This window comes from Okeania sp. SIO3I5, assembly GCF_010672085.1.
GTDB lineage: Bacteria > Cyanobacteriota > Cyanobacteriia > Cyanobacteriales > Microcoleaceae > Trichodesmium.
The window spans coordinates 79,751-101,514 of sequence record NZ_JAAHHT010000028.1 but is presented as its reverse complement, the minus strand read 5'-3'; the positions used below and the strand labels follow the sequence as shown (position 1 = coordinate 101,514).

The window sequence follows — 21,764 nt, the reverse complement described above, 5'->3', positions numbered from 1 at the left end:
CTAATACAAAAAATAGGATTGTTGTCAACACAGGAGGAGGACATCACTTCTGTTAAAACTGCGGTCAGTTTTTCTCTGGCTGAAGAATCCCGCGCTCTCCCGTAGGGGAGCGTCGGGAGTATGTCAATTTCCTCCCAGTCTTGGCGGAGGGGACGACTACGTTCTCGTCCCATTTTAGCAGCATTTGCAGGGGTTTTGGCCAATCTAATTTCTTCAAGATGGTGAGTTTTGGTATTGTTTAAATGCTTAAGAAATATTTACTCAAGTTTAAGTTTTTGATGAATTCTACTATAATTAATTAAATTATCTAAAGTATACTTGTATACTAGGCCACTTAAGTAGTAACAAATAAATTACAGAAAAATTTAATTAATGATGTTTGCAACCCAAACTAGAACCAACCAGAATTTTAATAGCATACCTGACGATCTGTTTGAAGCGATCGCCGACCTCAAGCAAGAATTAAATGCTATCATTCTAGCTCACTATTATCAAGAATCGGATATTCAAGATATTGCCGACTATATTGGTGACTCTCTTGGTCTTTCCCAAAAAGCGGCTGAAACTGATGCAGATGTGATAGTTTTTGCGGGAGTTCATTTTATGGCGGAAACTGCGAAAATTATCAATCCTCATAAACTGGTACTTTTACCAGATTTAGATGCGGGTTGCTCCCTCGCAGATAGTTGCCCACCAGAAGAATTTGGCAAATTTAAGGCAGCTCATCCTGATGCAATAGTAGTTTCTTATATTAATTGTAGTGCAGCTATTAAGGCGATGAGTGATATTATCTGCACCAGTTCTAACTCTGTCAAAATAGTTAAACAAATACCAATAGAGCAACCTATAATTTTTGCCCCAGATAAGAACCTAGGTCGTTATGTAATGGAACAAACTGGACGGGATTTGATTTTGTGGGAAGGCAGTTGTATTGTTCACGAGACGTTCTCTGAAAAAAAGATTGTGCAGTTGAAAATAGAACATCCCGAAGTAGAGATCATTGCTCATCCAGAATGCGAAGCAACATTATTACGTCATGCAAATTATGTTGGTTCAACTACTGCTCTATTAAAATATTGTCAGGAAAGCGAAAGTAAAGATTTTATTGTGGTAACTGAACCGGGAATTATTCACCAAATGCAAAAGAGAGAACCCAACAAAAACTTTATTCCAGCACCAGCAATGAATAATTGTGCTTGTAATGAATGCCCCCATATGAGGTTGAATACTTTAGAAAAACTATATCTAGCAATGAAAAATAAGACACCAGAAATTACGATTCCTGAAGAAATACGAGTGGCAGCATTGAAACCTATTCAAAGGATGTTAGAACTTTCATTTAATTAGGTGAAAATCATACATAGATTCTTTGAAAAATTTGCAAAAATGCAAGTTTGCCCTTATAAGGATATCACCTCAAGCTGTTGACACCGTCATTTCAGTTGTTAGTTAGTAGTACCTCTGGCGCTCACCATCGGGATTGAAATTACAGCAATTTCCGAGGCGCGTGAGGTACAAAATTTCATTTAGTCATGAGTGGTAACACAACCTTCCAGGTTGTTAAAGATAAGAAGTCTGAACTGCAAAGATAGAGATCAATCTTCAACTGTACCTCACCATCCTCAAGCATTGCTGTAAGAAAAAAAGCAATGGTGGAAGTGCCGAATTTACCAAGGCAGTATTCAAGTCTAAAGATGGTAAAGTATATGTGGCTAAATGTGCTGAACCATTGGCAATCAGATGGAGTAGGTAGCTACCAAGCTAGTTTTAAGGTGATCTGGCTCTCCTAAGTTGATGGGACAAAATCTATAACCAGATATATGAAACAACTTTTACTTATAATTACAAGTACGGGAGATGTCTAATAGACATCTCCAAAAATAAAAAATAAAATCAATTCTTATGCATAAATTATCAATTATTCTTCCCTGTTCCCTGTTCCCTGTTCCCTGTTCCCTCTTTTCTGGAGATGTCTAATGAATATAAACAGGAAGCATTACGTATCTTCATTTATAAAAGGATTGACGTCAAGAACTTTCCGTTCTACTAAACTTACCCAAACTTACCCAAAATGGTATTTTGAGTTTTGGAGCTAGCTTCCTGTTTCACTGAAGACCACTGACCGCAGTCTGCAACTTATCTTCTCCACAGGCTTAAAATCGGCGGAAACTCCACCTACTGATGCACATAGTTTTCTAGATTGAGCGCAGCATTAAAGTCTCTGTCAGCAGTAAATCCGCAGTTGCTGCATTCATAAGTTCTCTTATGTAATGGCATTTTCTGTCGATGCCCACAATGAGAGCATAGCTGAGAGCTAGGGTAAAATCTATCAGCTATTACTAACTTACTTCCATACCACTCGCACTTGTATGTTAGCTGACGCTTAAACTCATAAAAGCCACAGTCTGCTATCGCGCTTGCTAGTTTATGATTTTTGAGCATTCCACTTACATTCAAATCTTCTATTACTATGGTGCTGTGGTTCTTAGCTAGCCATGTTGTTAGTTTATGAAGTGTGTCAGCCCTGATGTCAGCTACTTTTTTATGAGCTTTTGCTAGTTTTTTTACTGCTTTAGATCGATTTTTGGAACCAGGTTCTTTTTTCTTGACACGCCGTTGATAACAAGTTAATCGTTTTTTAGCTTGTTTGTATGGTTTGACGCTGGCAAATACCGTTCCATCACTACAAGTTGCTAGAGCACTTATGCCCACATCTACACCGATAACATCTCGTTGTTTTGGAGTTGAATTTTCTGGCTCCAAATCATATTTAAAGCTGATATACCAATCACCTGCTCTTTTAGATATTGTGACATTTTTTATTCGTACTGATGGTAATATTTCATAAGTTTTTACTATTCCTATTCTGGGTAGCTTTATATAATTTCCTTGAAGAATCTGAATACTGCCTTCCAAATAAAAACTGTCTTTTTTCCCTTTTTTCTTAAATTTGGGAAATCCACTTTGAGGAATGCTTAAAAAGTTTTTAAATGCCCTTTCTAAGTCTCTTAAGGCTTGTTGAGGGGCACACTTTGATACTTCATAATACCAAGGATTTTGGCTTTTCACTTGAGCAACTAAACGTTTATGCAAAGTGACAGCACTAGGACGTTTCTTGGTTGATTTGTACTCAGTTATACAAGTGGCTAACCCCCAGTTATAAGCATGACGAGCTACACCTGCGTGTTTGGCAAGTATTGTTTTTTGGTAATTGTTAACTTTTAACTTGGTTTTGATTGATTGCATTTGAACACGCACACCATGAAAAAAAGTATTTGTTTGATTGTGAGAATAATCTTAATGTATGATAGCAGCGAATCAGCAGATTTTCAATATTTCTTAATATTTGTTCAACTTTGTCCAATTATTTGGCTTCAGTAGTTAGCCCTATTGATTTTACAAAATCGTCTCCAACAAAATTTAGCTATTCAGGTGGTAAAAAATTACAGCGATCTACCTCTCATAGAATGTTATCCAGGACAACTAAATCAAGTATTTATGAATATTTTAGCCAATGCTATTGATGCTTTGGAAAGCAGTAAGCGTGAAAATCAACCAAGACAAATCACGATTCATACATCACGAGTCGATGATCAATGGGTAAAAATTGCGATCGCTGATAATGGTTGTGGAATTTCACCTTCAATTCAAAACCAAGTATTTAATCCCTTTTTTACGACAAAACCTGTTGGTAAAGGAACAGGTATGGGAATGGCAATTAGTTACCAAGTTATTACAGAAAAACATGGTGGTAAATTAACTTTTTCTTCAACAGTAGGAACAGGTACAGAATTTACAATACAAATTCCCATTCAACAACAAGCTTTCAGCAATTAATAATTAATAATTAATAATTAATAATTATTAAAAAAAGGAGATTGACTAAAAGGAAAATTTGTAATTTTATCCCCTATCCAAGGCCAGACTTCAAACCTAAATTGTCCAATTATTAATTATTCGGCGATCGCTATGAAATTTTCAGAATGTATCCTTCAACAATTAATAATTAATAATGAATAATTAATAATTACCTCTCCTTGAAAAGAAGAGGATTGACTAAAAGGAAAATTTTTATTTATTATCCCCTTAAAAGGGGAGGCTTTAAACCAAAATTTTTCGGTAAAAATGCTAAGAATAGACTGCTAAGAATAGACAAAGAAAGCAAAATTAGGCATTGGTGAATTAGGGTATGATTTTCCTGTTTAGGTAGTAAGGATTAGTTCCTTCGCAGCCATAATGTAAGCAAATAAAAAAAACTTAGTGCCAGATGGGACTATCAAAAAGGCATAAGCCTTCCAAAAACACGCAAAAACAGAGGCCATACGATGATAAAAGCAGGAACAAAACTAATCGAAGCGATGGACTTGGAGGATATATCAAGTTCGGAGGGAGTAGTAGAGACAAATTTTATGTTAAATCAAAAGGACATAATAAATTCGATAGCTCTATTACTAAAGGGAGACCATCCTCTAATACAAAAAAATACAGCAAGCTAAAAGTAAGCCATTAACTTATTACCCAACAAAAGTTTTCCTCTAAATCAAAAAGATACAGTAAATCTGGAGAAAATAGCAAACCTTTTTCCCAACCTAAACCTTCCCCTAATAATTCATTTTATCAAGGAGAAAAAAAAGTTACTCATATACCAATCCATTTAATTGAAATCTACAAAGCGGGTATAGCTTTTCTTGTTATATCATGTCCGGATAATTAGTGATAAAAAACTTTCTCTTCTTTATAGCTTAAAATTCCCTCCTCTTCCCTCCTGACTCCTGACTCCTGACTCCTGACTCCTCCATTTTTATTTATAACTATTCAACCGGACATGATATTAGTTGTTTGGTCGCTGCTTTTCTTTGGATTATCAATGCGGAAAAAGCATTGGTTGTGATGTTATTCATTGTAGCAGTTTTGTTGACAATGGCATTTTTATCTAAGTCAAATGAATCCTCCTATATCAAAAAAGCCGTACTATTTTTGGTTACAGCTACGGTCCTTATCAAAGTTTTAGCTTTCTCTCACGAAGATGTTATTAGGATAAATTCAAACCCAGTAATTAATCTTATTCGGGAAGTTACCAAGGTAGTTTTTGATTAACAAATTTCTAGCAGATAAATAACTCTCAACTATTCAAAAATACACATCTCCAAAAATGACAGCTAAACCCTTAAAAAAAAGGTAAAAAATGAATTTATGGGGAGATTTAATATCAATTAAGTACAATCTATTTCATTGGATAATTTTGTTAATATGTCATAGCACAATAATAGTAATCAGAATAAATATAAGCATTTGCTAGTATTTGATACGCCAGCGCTCCTGTCTGCAAAAAAAGACAATCCCGAACAAGACTGGATTCATAATCAAGAGCTGGGTGAATGCTATGTACCGGGTGGTACTTTTGAATAATTGTTTGAAAAATCAAGAAAGGGTGATGTTAAAGCCAAAAAATTTATCGAATTTAAAAAAAATGGCGTAGTTACCAGATTTTGCAATCGGAAGATAACAAGAATATCCCTATACCTGATGTAAATCAGAGAGACATAAAAATTCTTGCGAGTGCTTTTAATTTGGCAATTGAAAATAATAACTGTGTGGTTGTTCTCATTACTTATGATGAAATGAAAAAGGTACTTATAAACCAAAAGCAAGTTGAAAATTTGTTGCCCAATTTTTGCGCTATTCCTGCTGGCGCTCTTGCCTGGTGGTATCACAATGGACGCCCGAAAAACAGGTTGCCTGATGAAGTGTGGGATGCGCAACAAAGAATCAGATTTTCACAAAAAGCTTCTCCGCAAAGTATATCTCCTAGCACTACGAAATCCCCACCAAAATCTATAGGTGGCAAGAATAATTACCGAAAAATTGAACCACATAAAGGCGAGTATCATCCAGTACAGAGAACACCTATAAAGCCAAATGATAGAAACCAAAAGCATCTTCCATCGGGTAAAGGTAATTTCAAGGAAGTAGGTTATCGAAATACCCCAATCAATAAGTCTCTAGATCCTAATATTTTTATTTTTGGTATTGTCGGGGTTTTGATTACAGGGATACTTCTGCTCCTAGTTATTGGGAACTTTAGCCGGCAAAAATCTGTTCCCCAAACCCAAATTGGAAACCTTCGAGCTAATCAAACTCCACCCACCCTGATTGCAGAAGCTCGGGCTAGTATAATTCGCTTCCAAAACAGCAAGGATTCCTCAGATTTAACTAAACCTATGTACACACTTCAAGAATTGAAAGATAAACAAGGGGGTTATTTAGACGCAGATGGAGAACAAACCTTGAGCCGACTAAAACACAAGTATGCTATAGAAGTTTTGGCTTCATCAGGTCAATTAGTAGAAGCAGCTAAAATTTTAAGACAAATTCCCCCAACTTACGATCAATATCCAGAAGTTAGAAGTTGGCTGAACCAAAACAATCTTTAGGAGACAAGCGATACTTAATTTAGGGTTTACTGAAAACGCCAATAGGACTTACACAGAAACCGAGTTTTTCAACAAAGCTTGGTGCTTTGAGAGACAATAATCAAGCAAGAAACCTGGTTTCTTGCTTGGTTTGCGTAATTTATGACCAATTTAAAATCCAATGCTAGAAGCAATGATGGCACCGCGTTGACTCATTGTATATAATCCGGTGTGATGAGCTATTTTCTGTGGATGAATAGCAGTTTTTGGTAAACCATACTCGGCAACCATTTCTGCTGTTAGGTTATAGGTAGCACAACCTCGATCGTATACAACCACGTCTTTTAAACTTGGCACTAAATTATGATTGCGAACTGAGAGCATAGTCAGAACAAAATCCATTACACAGATATCAGTGCAAATTCCTACCACAATCAGAGTTTCAAGTTGACGATCGCTTACCCAGTCCAAGAATACATTATCTTGAGTCTGGATGTTAATAGAACCGATAAATCCATTGATGCAATCTTTGGGAACCAATGTTGCTAGGGGGTTATTGTATAACCATTGCAGTTCTGGCACGAGTTCTTCTTCTCCAGTTCCCTTTTCGCAATGAGCTGGATAAGGGGGTTCTGGTTTTCCTGGTTCGTGGGTATCAAGGAATGCTATTACTGGCAAACCTCGCTCTACAAAAGTTTGAGCTAGGCGATCGCTTTCGGAGACCATTGTTGAGATTTGTTCGTTTGGTTCTACTGGTGCAAGGGCACCAAAACCAAGGGTGCAAAAGCCATTTACTACATCCACAATGACTAATCCGGTGGGGCGATCGGCAATAATATAAGGTTGTGGAGCGATTGGTAAGGCAGTTTCAATTTCTGCTAAAGTTAAATCCAGTTTGGTTAAAGTTTTAGACATAAAAAAATTCTAGTTATCTAGTTACGAGTGAGTACAAATTTTCGTAGTCAGTAGTCGTAAAGGCGAATGGCCATTCGCCTCTACAATAGTCAGTAGTTAAAACACTTTTTTTCCTTACTATTTTATCAAAGAGGGAACACTTAACTGGGGGGAGTAATTGATAATTTATGGATAAGAATTGACTTGATTTTTCATTTTTGGAGAAGTCTATTCTAGTACATAAATCATTAATTATTTCCCCCTACTTTCTACTCCCTTTTTAGTAGTCAGTAGTCGTAGAGGCGAAGAGCGAATCGCCCGTACAGTAGTCAGTAGTTAAAACAGTTTTTTCCTTACTATCAAGTAAAAATTTTGGCGTTGCATCATTGCGGGATGATTTATAATGAAAGATAAAATTTTACCTGAGCGTTGGTGGAGCCTAGCGGCAGCTATATCGCTAAATAGAAAAGATGAAAATTAACTGTCCTAAATGTACATCAAATAATATTAGAAAAAATGGGCATAGGCGAGGCAAGCAAAATTATCAATTGTTTTGAGTGTGGTCGTCAATTCGTAGAATTTTATTCTCAAGTAGGTTATTCTCAAGAAGTCAAAGAAAATTGTTTAACTATGTATGTAAATGGCAATGGTTTTAGAGCAATTGAGAGAATAACCAAAGTTAATCATAATACAGTTATACGTTGGGTAAGGCAGACAGGAAAAAAGCTATTAGAAAAGAATAATGAATATGTAATACCATTAGTTGGGCAATTAGATGAGTTACAAACATTTATCGGAAGGAAAAAAGATAAAATCTGGGTATGGACAGCAGTAGATAAAGATTATTCGTCTATTTTAGAGTGGAATATAGGAGATAGAAGTGCAGAAACATTTGAAAAATTGTGGAAAAATATCAAACACTGGAACTGTTACTTTTGGATAACAGATGGATATAAAGTTTACCCAAAATTTATTCCAGATGGCGATCAAATTATCAGCAAAATATCCATGACTAGAGTAGAAGGTGAAAATAGTAGATTGAGACATCCTAAAAGCAAGATTACATCGAAAAACTTTTTGCTATTCTAAATAATCAAGAAATGTTGCTTTGATCAATAAAGTTATTGATTTATTACTTAAAAGGGAAAAGCTTTAAAAGTGCAAACTTGCGCGTGATATTTGGGTTTTAGGTATTCAGCGATCGCCTGTAATTTTAGAATATTTTAAACTTATGAAAAAATTGCGTATCATCCCGCAATGATGCAACGCCAAAATTTTAGTAGTCAGTAGTTAAAACAGTTTTTTCCTGACTGAATAATTATTAATTATTCAGCTTTATTAGCCTCCCCTTTTAAGGAAAAAAAAAGCGGTCGAGGGATGGCGAGGTCTCCTCGCCATATCCAATCGACCAAGAGAAGAAAGAATATTTCCTTATTTTCAATTCCCTCGCTGTTTTAACCAGAGGTAATTATCCATTATCAATTAATGAATATCAATCTTACTACAATCCGAATTTCCTACCTTATTTCTCCCTACTCTCTACTTCCTATTTTAGTTATAAACAAATAATTATATTATAAAGTGGAAATATAATTTTGTTAAAACTTAATAAAAATATAATCTTTAGACCTCTCCGGAAAAGAGGGAACAGGGAATATATAACAGGCAATATATAACAGGCAATAGTGAGAAGTAATTGATAATTTCTGGATAAGAATTGATTCTATTTTTAATTTTCGGAGAGGTCTTTTATTTGACTAGGAAGTTATAAAATCTCATTACTACTATCAATCTTGGTGGAGTTGCCTCTGGAGGAAGGATAAAATATACAGCGGTTTTCCTGAACAGTAGACCACAATAGGGACGTTCCATGGAACTGAGTTGTTGTTGTCTGTTGAAAACCCTCACTTTTTGCAGCTCACGAGAGCAAAAAACTGGTACTTTCTCTAATTAAAAATGCCTTAAATCCTTACTGTATAAGTTTTTTAGATTTAATCAGCAAACCCTAATTATCCATTATCCATTAATGAAATTGTACCAGTAAACAAAACTTAACCTAAACATAAGCAAAACTCAACCTAAAATCTTTAAAATACTATTACTGTTATAACTGCAACTAATTAAAGGATTTCTAATTTATGCCCAATCAAGTTCGCTTTGCCACTTTCAATGCATCTCTTAACCGTGACGAAGCAGGTCAATTAATTCAAGACCTTTCCACAACAGAAAACGAACAAGCGCAGACAGTTGCAGAAATTATTCAAAGAGTTAATCCTGATGTTTTATTAGTTAATGAATTTGACTTTGATGCACAAGGAATAGCTGCCGATCTATTCCGAGATAACTATTTAGAAATAAGTCAAAATGGAGTAGATCCTGTAGAATATCCCTTCGTATATTTTGCTCCTTCAAATACAGGAGTTGCTTCTGGTTTTGACCTAGATAATAATGGGGAAATAGTGACAACTCCAGGTGCAGATGGTTATGGAAATGATGCCCTTGGTTTTGGTAATTTTCCTGGTCAATTTGGAATGGTTTTATATTCAAAATATCCCATTGTGGAAGAGGGAATTAGAACTTTCCAAAATTTTCTGTGGCGAGATATGCCAGGAGCATTATTGCCAGATAATTTCGATACACCTGAACCTAATGATTTCTATTCTCAAGCAGAATTAGATTTATTTCGTCTTTCTTCTAAAAGTCATTGGGATGTTCCTATAGAAGTTAATGGGGAAATAATTCATGTTTTAGCTAGTCATCCTACTCCTCCAGTTTTTGATGGGGATGAAGATAGAAATGGTAGAAGAAATCACGATGAAATTAGATTTTGGGGAGATTATATTACTCCCGGAGCGGGAGATTATATTTATGATGATTCTGGAAATGTGGGAGGTTTAAATCCTGGTAATTCTTTTGTAATTATGGGAGACCAAAATGCCGATCCGGTTGATGGAGATAGTTTCAATAATGCGATTAATCAATTATTAGAAAATCCTCTGGTAAATACTTCAATAACTCCTGGTAGTGCAGGGGGGGTTGAGGCTACAAATCGTCAAGGTGGAGAAAGTGCAAATCAGTTAGGAAATCCTGCTTTTGATACAGCAGATTTTAATGATGCACCTGGTAGTTCTGGAAATTTACGAGTTGATTATGTTTTGCCTTCAATAGATCAAGAAATAGTTAATACTGCTGTTTTTTGGCCGACACAAAATGACCCTTTATTTCCATTAGTAGGAGACTTTCCTTTTCCTAGTTCAGACCATCGTTTAGTTTGGGCAGATATTACTGATGAAAGTCGTAAAACTGTAACTAATATTGAATTTATTGGTGATGTAGAATTTCCAACTGGATTTAATTTTGCAGGTACACAAGTAGGCGGTCTTTCTGGTATTAGTTATGATAAAGATTCAGGAATTTATTACTCTATTTCTGACGATCGGAGTGAAAATAATGCTGCCCGTTTTTATACTGTTGATATTGATTTGAGTGACGGTAATCTTGATGATGGAGATGTTGCATTTACAAATTTGACTTTCTTAAGTGAGAATGGAGTATTGTTTGGTCAAAATACTATCGATCCAGAAGGAATTGTTTTTAATGGTGAAAATTTATTTATCTCTTCAGAAGGCAATGTTAATGATGGTATTGCTCCATTTGTGAATGAGTTTTCTCTGGCAGGACAACAATTAAATCAGTTACCAATTCCAGATAAATTTTTACCAGATCAAAATATTCCTAAAGGTATCAGAAATAATCTGGCTTTTGAGAGTTTAACAATTAGTCCTAACGAACGTTTTCTCTACACGGCAACTGAAAATTCTTTAGTGCAAGATGGTGAAATTTCTACTCTGGAAAATGAGGGTACTTCTCGGATTATTAAATATGATTTAGCAACAGGGCAACCTGTCAAAGAATTTCTCTATTTTGTTGACTCTATTCCTGATGCTCCAGTACCAGCAGATGGTTTTGCTGATAATGGTTTAGTAGAATTACTTGCCTTAGATAATAGCGATACTTTACTAGCTTTAGAAAGGTCTTTTGCTTCAGGAGTTGGTAATAATATTCGTCTCTATGAAGTGCAATTACAAAATACAACAAATATTCAAGGAGTTAACAGTTTAATTAATCCTAACGATCCGAATCTAGAGTTATTTGATGTTGATGCTGTAGCCGAAAAACGACTATTACTAGATTTTGCCGAATTAGGCATTAGATTAGATAATGATGAAGGTATGACATTCGGACCGGTTTTACCAGATGGGTCTCAATCTTTAGTGGTAGTTAGTGATAATAATTTTAACGATTCTCAAACAACTCAATTTTTAGGTTTCTCCCTAGATATTGATAGTATTCCTGTTGTTAATCCTACTAATGAAACGCCAAATTTAATCAGGACTGAAACTGGTGCTGATGCAGACGATCCGGCAATTTATGTAGATCCAAATAACCCCGACCAAAGTTTAGTTATTAGCACATTAAAAGATGCTGGTTTAGCAGTTTACGATCTAAACGGTCAACTTTTACAAACAATTTCTCCGACAACTCCAGGAGATGTTCGCTACAACAATGTAGATATTGTTTATGACTTCCAAATCGGAAATCAAACAGTTGATTTAGCAGTAGCAACTGACCGAGCAAATGATACTTTAGCAATTTGGAATATTGACCCTCAAACTCGTCAACTTATTAATATTACTGATGGTAGTCTAAGCAACCCTGCAACCTCAATTTTTGGTATAGATGATGGGGAACAAACTGCTTATGGATTGGCAACTTATACTAATCCTAATACCGGACAAACTTATGCTTTTGTTAGTCAAGCAGATAGTAATCAAATTGCTCAGATAGAGTTACTACCCAATGCTAATGGAACAGTAACTGCATTTGGAATACGTCTTCTAACTGTACCAATTCCAGAAGGTCAAGAACTGGAAGATGCACAAGTAGAAGGAATGGTTGTAGACCAAGAATTAGGAGTTCTTTATGTTGGTCAAGAAAACTTCGGAATTTGGAAATTTGATGCAGCAGTTGATGGTAGTACCGAAGGAATTTTAGTTGATGAAGTTGGTGAAAATATACAGGCAGATGTAGAAGGTTTAACTATTTATTATGCTGATAATGGTAATGGTTATTTATTAGCTTCTAGTCAGGGAGATAATACTTTTGCTGTTTATGAACGGGAAGGAGATAATGAATTTATTGGTAACTTCTCTATAGGAGATTTTGCCAATATTGATGGTGCGGAAGAATCTGATGGTGCTGATGTAATTAATGTGCCTTTAGGTGAGAATTTTCCTAATGGTTTATTAGTAGTTCAAGACGGTTCAAATGAACCAGAAGTAATTCAACAAGATCCAGAAGATGGAGAAATTCAAAACTTCAATACCAACTTTAAATTTATACCTTGGGAAAATGTTGCTAATGCTTTTGAAGAACCTCTAGAAATTGACCGTTTTAGTTATAATCCTCGGCAAATTTCAAACAGTTTAATTAATGGCATTGCTAGTGGCGATACTACCCAAACTTCAACAGTGTTATGGGCAAATAGTAATTCCCCCGGACAAATAACATTTGAAATTGCTACAAATCCCGACTTTAGTAACATTATTCGCACAGTTACTGCCAACCAGACAAATGTTCCAACTAAAGTCGAAATCACAGACTTAAATCCTGGTACGGAATATTATTATCGAGTCAGCGATCCAGCAGGTTCCACAGAAATAGGAGAATTTGAAACAGCAGCACAATTAGGAACTCAAAATGGGTTAAAATTTGGAGTCTCCGGAGACTGGCGAGGCGAACTTGCTCCCTATCCTGCCATTGCCAATGCTGATGAAGCAGACTTAGACTTCTTCGTTCTACATGGGGATACAGTCTATGCCGATATTCCTTCGCCAGCAGTACCAAAACCACAAGCAGAAACTTTAGCAGAATTTCAAGCTAAACATCAGGAAGTATATGGCGATCGCTTCGGCGAAAATACTTGGGCAGACCTCCGAGCTAACACATCAATTTTGGCGACGATAGATGACCATGAAGTTACCAACGACTTCTCCGGTGGTGCCCCGGCAAGTTCCGATGCTCGCTTCCCTGAAACAACAGGGTTAATTAACGATACTCAACTCTATGAAAACGGTTTGCAGGCATTCCAAGAATTCAATCCTTTGCGAGATGAATTTTATGGAAATACAGGAGAAGAGCGCACCACAAACGAACGAAAATTATATCGTTTTAATACTTATGGCAATGATGCTGCCAACATAGTATTAGATGCTCGTTCCTTCCGAGACCAAGAATTACCAGCAGCAGGAGCAACCGCAGAAGAAATAGGAGCATTCCTGGCAGCTTCTTTCGATCCTAACCGCACAATGTTAGGAGAAGTGCAAGTAGAAGACCTGAAAAATGACCTACTTCAAGCACAGAATAATGCCATTACCTGGAAATTTGTCATGGTGCCCGAACCAATTCAAAATTTAGGAACCGCAGCAGCAAGCGATCGCTTTGAAGGTTACGCCGCTGAACGGACAGAAATCCTCAAATTTATCAATGATAATAATATTGATAACGTCGTATTCGTGGCAGCAGATATTCACGGTACCGTCGTTAACAACCTAACTTATCAAGAAGGTTTTGGTGGAGAACAAATTGCTACCAATGCTTTTGAAATAACTACTGGTTCCGTTGCATTTGACCCTCCATTCGGTCCTAGTGTGATTGAAACTGCTGCTGCATTAGACGCTTTAAGTCCTGAACAACTAGCTTTGTACAACAGTTTGCCAATTACAAGCGACGGTGACAGTGAAGTTGATGACAGAGATGATTTTCTCAAACAACTTATCAATTCACAAATATCCCCCCTTGGTTACGATCCTGTTGGTCTGAACGATAATTTAGCCATAGCAGACGGTCAAATTGATGCCACTCTAATTCAAGGTGACTACATTGCAACTCAGACCTTTGGTTGGACAGAATTTGAAATCGATCCTAATACCCAACAGTTGCGCGTTGTTACTTATGGTATACAACCCTACACAGAGGAAGAATTATTAACCAACCCAGAAGCAATTATTAACCGGGAACCACAGGTAGTCAGTGCATTTGTAGTTAATCCCATCATCAGTTTACCAACAGTCAGCATTGACATTGAACCCGAAATTGTTAGCGAGAACCAAGACCAATACACCTTAACTTTCAATCTCAATAAAATTGCTCCACCAGAAGGTTTACGGGTGGTTTGGTCAGAAACAGATTCTGATAATGCTTTTGGAGATATCGAATCTACTCCTCAATTAAGCAATGCTTCCAACCTAGAATCTCTCGATCCAGTTGGGGGTGAACTCGCCCGTTCTGCGATTACAATTAACCCTGGGGAAAGTACCGCGACTGTTACTTGGACGACTATTCCTGATGACGATCCTGAAGGTGATGAAATTACAACCTTTCAGTTGGTGGAAACAGAGAACTATATTGTTGATCCCCAGAACCAAATGGATGTCATCCTTATTGACGATATTGCTCTACCTATTGACGAAGATCGGTCTCTCGAAGGTGGTTCCGAAGCAGATAATATTATAGGTGGTACTGGTAACGATAATATTTTTGGCTTCGAGGGTGCCGATACCTTAGAAGGTAATAGTGGTAATGACAATATCGTTGGGGATGAAGGTAATGACCTGCTCTTTGGGGAAAATGGTGATGATACTTTAGATGGTGGTGGGGGTAATGACTTCCTCTTTGGTCAAAATGACGACGATGAACTAAATGGTGGTACGGGAAGCGATCGTCTGAATGGTGGTCCGGGAAGCGATCGTCTTAATGGCGGTCTCGGAAATGACATCCTCACTGGTGGAGCAGGTATCGATAATTTCATCTTTGCTACAAATCAAGAATTTGGTTTTAATGATGGCGTTGACGAAATTACTGATTTTGTTGTTGGTCAAGATCAAATTGTTTTGGATCGAACTACATTTACAGCGATTAACAATGTCATAGAATTTGCCACTGTCACCAGTAATATTGATGCTGCAATTTCTGACGCTCTAATTGTCTACAATACAGAAAGCGGTCAGTTATTCTACAATTCTAATGGTAGTGGTAATGGTTTTGGTGATGGTCGTCAGTTTGCAACTTTGAGTAATCAGGTATTGCTTGGAGTTGATGACTTTGTTATTACAGAGTAAAATATCCCCCCCTACCCCCCTTTGAAAGGGGGGAAGAATTTGGAAGTTTAGTAGGGTGCGTATTTACGGCTTAAATTCAGACTATGAAATGGATTCAGGAATCGTCACGCACCATTTGAGCTTTGTCGGTTGAGGTTTTAGAGGTCAGCACACACGGATTATGCCACGGATATACGGATAGATTTTGAAATAGATAGGCGGTGCGTTACATTTCATTTTTCCTGACGGAATGCTCCGCAAACATGTCACGCAGTGAAACGCACCCTACTTGACTTTATTGATTAATGGAATATTTAACTCAAACCTCTTAGTTTTTTTAGATAAATCACTTAGCGCTCGCCTGCCTGAATTTTGATGGATGGAATATTTAACTGAAACTCAAGCGTCTTAGTTATTAGATTTTAGATAACTTAGCGCTCGCCTGCCTGAATTTTGATGGATGGAATATTTAACTGAAACTCAAACGTCTTAGTTATTAGATTTTAGATAAAGTAGCGCTCGCCTGGCTAAATTTTGATGGATGAAATATTTAACTAAAACTCCAACGTCTTAGTTATTAGATTTTAGATAAAGTAGCGCTCGCCTGCTGAAATTTTGATGGATGAAATATTTAACTAAAACTCCAACGTCTTAGTTATTAGATTTTAGATAACTTAGCGCTCGCCTGCCTGAATTTTGATGGATGAAATATTTAACTAAAACTCCAACGTCTTAGTTATTAGATTTTAGATAACTTAGCGATCGCCTGGCTCAATTTTGATTGATGGAATATTTAACTAAAACTCAAACGTCTTAGTTATTAGATTTTAGATCGGGTAGGGAGCGCCTCTCTAAATTTTGAGCAATGGAATATTAAACTCAAACGTCTTAGTTTTTTGAGAAAGGTAGCGATCGCCTCTCTAAATTTTGAGCAATGGAATATTAAACTCAAACGTTTTAGTTTTTTGAGAAAGGTAGCGATCGCCTGGCTCAATTTTGATTGATGGAATATTTAACTAAAACTCCAACGTCTGAGTTATTAGATTTTAGATCCGGTAGGGAGCGCCTGCGGAAATTTTGATTGATGAAATATTTAACTAAAACTCCAACGTCTGAGTTATTAGATTTTAGATCCGGTAGGGAGCGCCTGCGGAAATTTTGATTGATGAAATATTTAACTGAAACTCCAACGTCTGAGTTATTAGATTTTAGATCGGGTAGGGAGCGCCTGCGGAAATTTTGATTGATGAAATATTTAACTGAAACTCCAACGTCTGAGTTATTAGATTTTAGATCGGGTAGGGAGCGCCTGCGGAAATTTTGATTGATGAAATATTTAACTGAAACTCAGACGTCTGAGTTATTAGATTTTAGATCGGGTAGGGAGCGCTTGCCTCAATTTTGATTAATGAAATATTGAACTGAAACTCAAACGTCTTAGTTATTAGATTTTAGATCGGGTAGGGAGCGCCTGCCTCAATTTTGATTAATGAAATATTGAACTGAAACTCAAACGTCTTAGTTATTAGATTTTAGATAAGGTTAGTTATTAGATTTTAGATAAGGTGGCGAGCGCTTGGTTCAATTTTGATCAATGGAATATTTAACTCAAACGTCTGAGTTTTTTTAGATAAATCACTTAGCAACTTAGTAGGGTGCGTTGATATCTGTTGTTGAAAATCACAATTTATCCCAGAAACCGGGTTTCTTTGTGTAAGTCCTAATCTATTTTAATCCTTGTTTTTTCAAGATATTTTCAGCCCAAATTGCATTATTTTTTGATAAAGCAGGAACAATTTTTTGTTGGTAATCAATTATTAAATCATACCGTCCTTGGTCATAAACTTGATGTAAAATACTTTGTAAATCTAGAGTAATATTTGCATCTTCTGGAAGTAGAGGTAAAGTAAAAACAGGAATCATATCTTTAAGTTTAAAAGCATAAAGTTCTGCTTGAGGACGTTGATCATTCGGACTAACTAAAATGCAATAGTCATAGTCTATCTTCTGATTTAAAGTAATCATTGAATTACCTTGACGTAGCAAATCTATTTCTACAAAATTTGTGTAGCTATTTAAAATATCCAGACGTTTTTTTTCATATTTTCTCCTACCCTGTCCTGGATTTTTATTGATAGGTGAAAGAATTTCAATGACCGTAATAACTTCTCCAGTGCCAACTTTCCTAACTTCTAAATATCCTTGTTTAATTGTTTCTGGCAGAGAAAGTTCGATGGTTAAAGGTTGAATAGAAGGGGTTGCAACAGCTACATTAGACTCAGGAGATTTGATAGTATTTTCAGAACTTTTGGCAATGATATTATCGGGAATACCAATAAGTGTAGATTTTTCTCCAGTGGTTTCATAGATTCGCACTTCTACCGCAACGACATATTTAGGCGCTAATTTTTGGTTTAATAAGCGAGCAATTTCAGTAATTAGCCAGTGATGTATACTTGACCAATAGGCGGAATTTTCTAAATAAGGATTTACTCCAGGCAAGGGTGATGGCATATTCAATAATTAACAATTAATAATTAATAATTACCTCTTATTTAATAGAGGGATTGGTTAAACGGAAATTTTTTTCTTTTTTGGTATCTTTTGAGGAAGTTAAGGTTTGGAACCTCTCAGTTGAGGTTTGAAACCTCTCGTTTGGCCTTTGAAACCTCTCAGTTGAGGTTAGAAACGTCTCGTTTGGCCTTTGAAACCTCTCGGTTGAGGTTAGAAACGTCTCATTTGGCCTTTGAAACCTCTCAGTTGAGGTTAGCAACCTCTAAAATCTTACTTTTGACTTTTAACTTTAATGTATAGGCTAGAATAGGAAAAAATTTTGGTGCATCGACATAAGTGGCCTTAAATTCTCCATTTTCCAGAAATACTAATGATGAGAGCGCGTGAGATATTGCAGGAATATGAAAAAGGTAGACGAGATTTCCGAGGGGTGAGTCTTCGGGGTCTATCTTTTAAGAGAAAAGATTTGTCTGGAGCAGATTTTAGTGGCGCGGATATTCGAGGTACTAATTTTCGTTGGACAAATCTAACGGGAGCTAAGTTTTGTGGAGCTAAGGCAGGGTTACAGAAGCGTTGGGTGGTGGTTTTACTGGTTGGTGCGTTTATTTTCCTGGTAATGTCATCTGTGTTGGTTTTACTAATTTCAACTGTTGTATTACTAATATTAGACCCAGATAGTCTAAGAGATCAAGTTATCGGTTGGTTATACTTCATTCCACTTGTTATATTTTGGATAATGATTATTCGTAATGGAATAATCAGCATCACCGTCACCTTTAACTTGGCTATAGCCTCCATAGCATTCTTCCCCTTGTCTGGAACAGTTGCCTTAGCCTTCGCCTCCACCTTCGCCACCGCCTTGGCCATGTCCGTAGGGTTTGCCGGAGCCTTTGCCCTGGTCGGATACTTTGGAGTTGCGGTCGCCTTCGCCCTAGTCGAATACTTCGCCTTTGCCCTATACCTTGGCTCTGCCGAAGCAAACCCAGAAGTTGGAGTTGTACCCCTCACCTTTGCCTTCGCCCTCGCTCAACTCCAAATACTGTTAACCGCTTACATTGCTTATCAAGCGATCAAAGGAAATGAAAAATATGCTCTAATTCATGCCGCAACTATTACCTTTGCTGCCATAGGTGGAACTTCTTTCAGAGATACAGATTTAACTGATACTGACTTCACTAATGCTACTCTCAAAAGTACGGATTTTAGAGCAGCTAACATAATCCATACTTGCTGGAAAAACACTATAAAACTAGACCGCATACGACCAGGGGAAACCTATTTAAAAGATGCAAGAGTCAGAGAGTTAGTTAGAGCAGGAAAAGGGCAAGATAAAAACTTTGATCGCCTCGACTTCAGAGGTATTAATTTAAAGGAAGCCAACCTACAAGATGCTAGCTTTATCGGCACAGACTTAAACCGCGCCAACCTACAAAATGCTAATTTCTCCAGAGCTAAATTAGTTCAAACTTTACTAGAAAGAGCAGATTTAACCAGAGCAACTTTAACAGGAGCTTGTGTAGAAGATTGGGGAATTAGTAATACTACTAAACTAATTGATATTAATTGCGATTATATTTTTCTGAAATATCCTGATCGTGAACGTCGCCCTGCCGATCCAGAAAAATATTTTGAACCTGGTGAATTTGCTAAATTAGCTCAGAAAATTCCCAATACCGTCGATTTAATTTTCAAAGATGGTATTGACTGGGAGACTTTTCTGAAAACTTTTCAAGAACTGCGAGTAGAAAGTGAAACAGGAGAATTACCAGTCATCCAAACAATAGAAAATAAAGGCGACGGTGCTTTTGTGATTCGCGTCAAAGTTTCTGAGAAAACTGACGAAGCAGAATATGAGCGTAAATTCTGGCAAGAATATAAACCAATGTTAGAATTAAAAGATAGAGAGATAAAACTTTTATCTGAACAAAAAGATTTTTATTCAGAAGAAATCAAAAATATACGCAAAGAAAATACAAAATTAATAGGAGTTGTTGAAACAATGGCAGAAAAAGAAGGTGGTAAATTTGACTTGCGCGGTTCAAAATTTGGAGGAGGTTTTGCTGGTAAAGACCAAAAATATGGAGGAGGTTTTGCTGGTAGAGATCAAACAGGTGGAACTTTCTACGATTATTCCACTAACCCCGAAACAAAACAAAATCTGGCTGAAGTTGCCCAAGAAATTCAGCAGTTACTTAAACAATTAGAGCAGTCAAACCCTACTGAAACCACAGCAAGTCAAATGACAGTTGCTACTCAAGCTATTGAAATTGTAGAAAATAACCCCACATTAAAACAGCGAGTAATAGGAGTATTAAAATCAGCAGGAACAGAAGCATTAAAAGAAGCTATTGATAATCCAATTGCTAATGTTTTAGTCGCAGCTTTTCAAGGTTGGATTGAACCATAAAATCAGTTATTAATTATTAGTTATTAACTAGCGATCGCTTCACCTATTAATTCTGTAAATAATTAGCGATCGCTCAACATTAGTAACCTACTATTATTTAACCGCAAATTCAGTATAAGGACGAATATCTTCTGGTTTAAACCCCAGTACAATTTGCTCTTTAGAAATGCCAGCTTCCATTAAATCCGTAGCAATACCTTCCTCTATTCCATCTCTTTGTATCCAGATTTTATTATCTATAACTTGCAAATGAACCAAACAACCATGTACTCTTTCTCTATTTTCCCATCCCTCTAAAAGAATCAGATAATTATCAGAATCTTGATCAATAATTAGTAATCGATTCACTGCACCTGTTGCATAACGTAAATTAGCATAATAACTTAGAGATTCAATAATAACTTGTCTAATGTTGTCTAAATTATCCACCTTAATATTACCTCCTCAAATTCATCGAAAACTAATAATTTAAGTCGTTGATTTTCTAATAAAACTTCACCAATAGGGTCTTCAAAAACATCAACATAAGCTTCTTGATGAATAGCTAAATATAAAGTTATTTCTGGTTGTGTTCTTGCTAATAAATCATAGTAAAGAATATATTTACCTAACCCTTTCTCTAAATCATCTATAACAGATTTACCAACAAAACTTTTAACTTCAACAGCAATTTTTTGACTATCTTTTTCAGCAGCAATCAGTTTTTCTGCCCCTAAATCGACATATAAATCTCTTTTTCCCCAACGAATAATTAGGGGGTCATTGGTAACAATCCAGTCATCTTTTTCTAGGGCAGTTCTCACAGTATTATGATAAATATCTTTAGCTGGCATTTCAATAATTACCGAAATAATTAATAATTAAACAATTTCCTTCTACCTTTCTTTCTCTAAGCAATACCATAACCAGTGTAAGGACGTTTGTAAGCTGGATGTAATCCCAGTACAATATCCTCTTGAGCAACACCCATTTCCATTAATTCTTGACCAACATCAACATCAGTAGCGTTGTGCTGAAGCCAAATTTTTCCATCTTTAATATCAAAATGTAAAACGGTATAGTAAATTCGTTCTAAATCTTTCCAACCTACCCGCATCAGTTGATAATGATTTCGTATTGGGTCAAAAAATAGTTGATTTTCTGCCTCATTGTTTAGAAATTTAGATTGAGCATACTTTTCTAACAAAGTTTGAATACAGCAGCGATAACTCTCTAACTTATCCATTGCACAATTTCCTCCGCGATCGCTTCATCTGAGTCAACCACAAAGTAGGGACATTCGCATTTTTGTTATGCAACGCCCCTACAGGGTTATCATTTTTTTTGTTGTATGCAACGCCAAAAAATTAACTCAAGATTCCAAACTTTCCATTGGCA

Annotated in this window: 12 protein-coding genes and 2 pseudogenes; 7 read left to right on the top strand and 7 right to left on the bottom strand. The window is 36.4% G+C overall.

Going from position 1 to position 21,764, the window contains the following annotated elements; genetic code table 11:
• Positions 1-203, bottom strand: a pseudogene (locus F6K40_RS41335) (Swarming motility protein ybiA); the annotation flags it as partial.
• A 172-nt stretch (positions 204-375) separates the two neighbouring features.
• Here F6K40_RS41335 and nadA point away from each other — a divergent pair.
• On the top strand, positions 376-1,347 hold the full coding sequence (gene nadA, locus F6K40_RS09090; protein ID WP_293134415.1) for a quinolinate synthase NadA: 972 nt from the start codon (positions 376-378) through the stop codon (positions 1,345-1,347).
• Between the two features lie 828 nt (positions 1,348-2,175).
• Here the strand turns inward: nadA and F6K40_RS09085 are convergent.
• Positions 2,176-3,246 (bottom strand): RNA-guided endonuclease InsQ/TnpB family protein, encoded by a 1,071-nt coding sequence (locus F6K40_RS09085; protein WP_293134406.1) that lies wholly within the window; start codon positions 3,244-3,246, stop codon positions 2,176-2,178.
• 144 nt (positions 3,247-3,390) lie between these two features.
• On the opposite strand from F6K40_RS09085, the gene F6K40_RS09080 reads away from it, so the two are divergent.
• From F6K40_RS09080 to F6K40_RS09070, 3 genes are all read left to right on the top strand, one after another.
• Positions 3,391-3,837, top strand: a complete 447-nt coding sequence (locus F6K40_RS09080; protein ID WP_365670769.1) for a sensor histidine kinase — start codon at positions 3,391-3,393, stop codon at positions 3,835-3,837.
• Between the two features lie 1,050 nt (positions 3,838-4,887).
• A complete protein-coding gene (locus F6K40_RS09075) occupies positions 4,888-5,097 on the top strand; it encodes a hypothetical protein (protein ID WP_293134403.1) in 210 nt (69 codons plus the stop codon).
• A 392-nt stretch (positions 5,098-5,489) separates the two neighbouring features.
• On the top strand, positions 5,490-6,434 hold the full coding sequence (locus F6K40_RS09070) for a hypothetical protein (RefSeq protein ID WP_293134400.1): 945 nt from the start codon (positions 5,490-5,492) through the stop codon (positions 6,432-6,434).
• Between the two features lie 150 nt (positions 6,435-6,584).
• On the opposite strand, the gene F6K40_RS09065 is transcribed toward F6K40_RS09070, so the two are convergent.
• Positions 6,585-7,328: an isochorismatase family protein gene (locus F6K40_RS09065; protein WP_293134397.1), complete on the bottom strand. Its 744-nt coding sequence runs from the start codon at positions 7,326-7,328 to the stop codon at positions 6,585-6,587.
• Between the two features lie 455 nt (positions 7,329-7,783).
• Here F6K40_RS09065 and F6K40_RS09060 point away from each other — a divergent pair.
• Positions 7,784-8,419: pseudogene (locus F6K40_RS09060) on the top strand (IS1 family transposase).
• 1,026 nt (positions 8,420-9,445) lie between these two features.
• Positions 9,446-15,487 carry a phytase gene (locus F6K40_RS09055; RefSeq protein ID WP_293134394.1) on the top strand — a complete coding sequence of 2,014 codons (6,042 nt, stop codon included), beginning with the start codon at positions 9,446-9,448 and terminating at the stop codon, positions 15,485-15,487.
• A 1,704-nt stretch (positions 15,488-17,191) separates the two neighbouring features.
• Here F6K40_RS09055 and F6K40_RS09050 read toward each other — a convergent pair.
• Positions 17,192-17,980 (bottom strand): DUF4058 family protein, encoded by a 789-nt coding sequence (locus F6K40_RS09050; RefSeq protein WP_293134391.1) that lies wholly within the window; start codon positions 17,978-17,980, stop codon positions 17,192-17,194.
• A gap of 370 nt (positions 17,981-18,350) precedes the next feature.
• On the opposite strand from F6K40_RS09050, the gene F6K40_RS09045 reads away from it, so the two are divergent.
• Positions 18,351-20,387 (top strand): pentapeptide repeat-containing protein, encoded by a 2,037-nt coding sequence (locus F6K40_RS09045; RefSeq protein WP_293134388.1) that lies wholly within the window; start codon positions 18,351-18,353, stop codon positions 20,385-20,387.
• Positions 20,388-20,480: 93 nt separating this feature from the next.
• Here F6K40_RS09045 and F6K40_RS09040 read toward each other — a convergent pair whose 3' ends face one another.
• From F6K40_RS09040 to F6K40_RS09030, 3 genes are read right to left on the bottom strand one after another with little or no spacing between them, the layout of a single operon-like run.
• Positions 20,481-20,816 (bottom strand): XisI protein, encoded by a 336-nt coding sequence (locus tag F6K40_RS09040; RefSeq protein WP_293134385.1) that lies wholly within the window; start codon positions 20,814-20,816, stop codon positions 20,481-20,483.
• On the bottom strand, positions 20,804-21,220 hold the full coding sequence (locus F6K40_RS09035) for a XisH family protein (RefSeq protein WP_293134382.1): 417 nt from the start codon (positions 21,218-21,220) through the stop codon (positions 20,804-20,806). The genes F6K40_RS09040 and F6K40_RS09035 overlap by 13 nt, the downstream gene beginning before the upstream one ends.
• Before the next feature lie 56 nt (positions 21,221-21,276).
• Positions 21,277-21,612, bottom strand: a complete 336-nt coding sequence (locus tag F6K40_RS09030; protein ID WP_293134379.1) for a XisI protein — start codon at positions 21,610-21,612, stop codon at positions 21,277-21,279.
• Positions 21,613-21,764 lie beyond the last annotated feature (152 nt).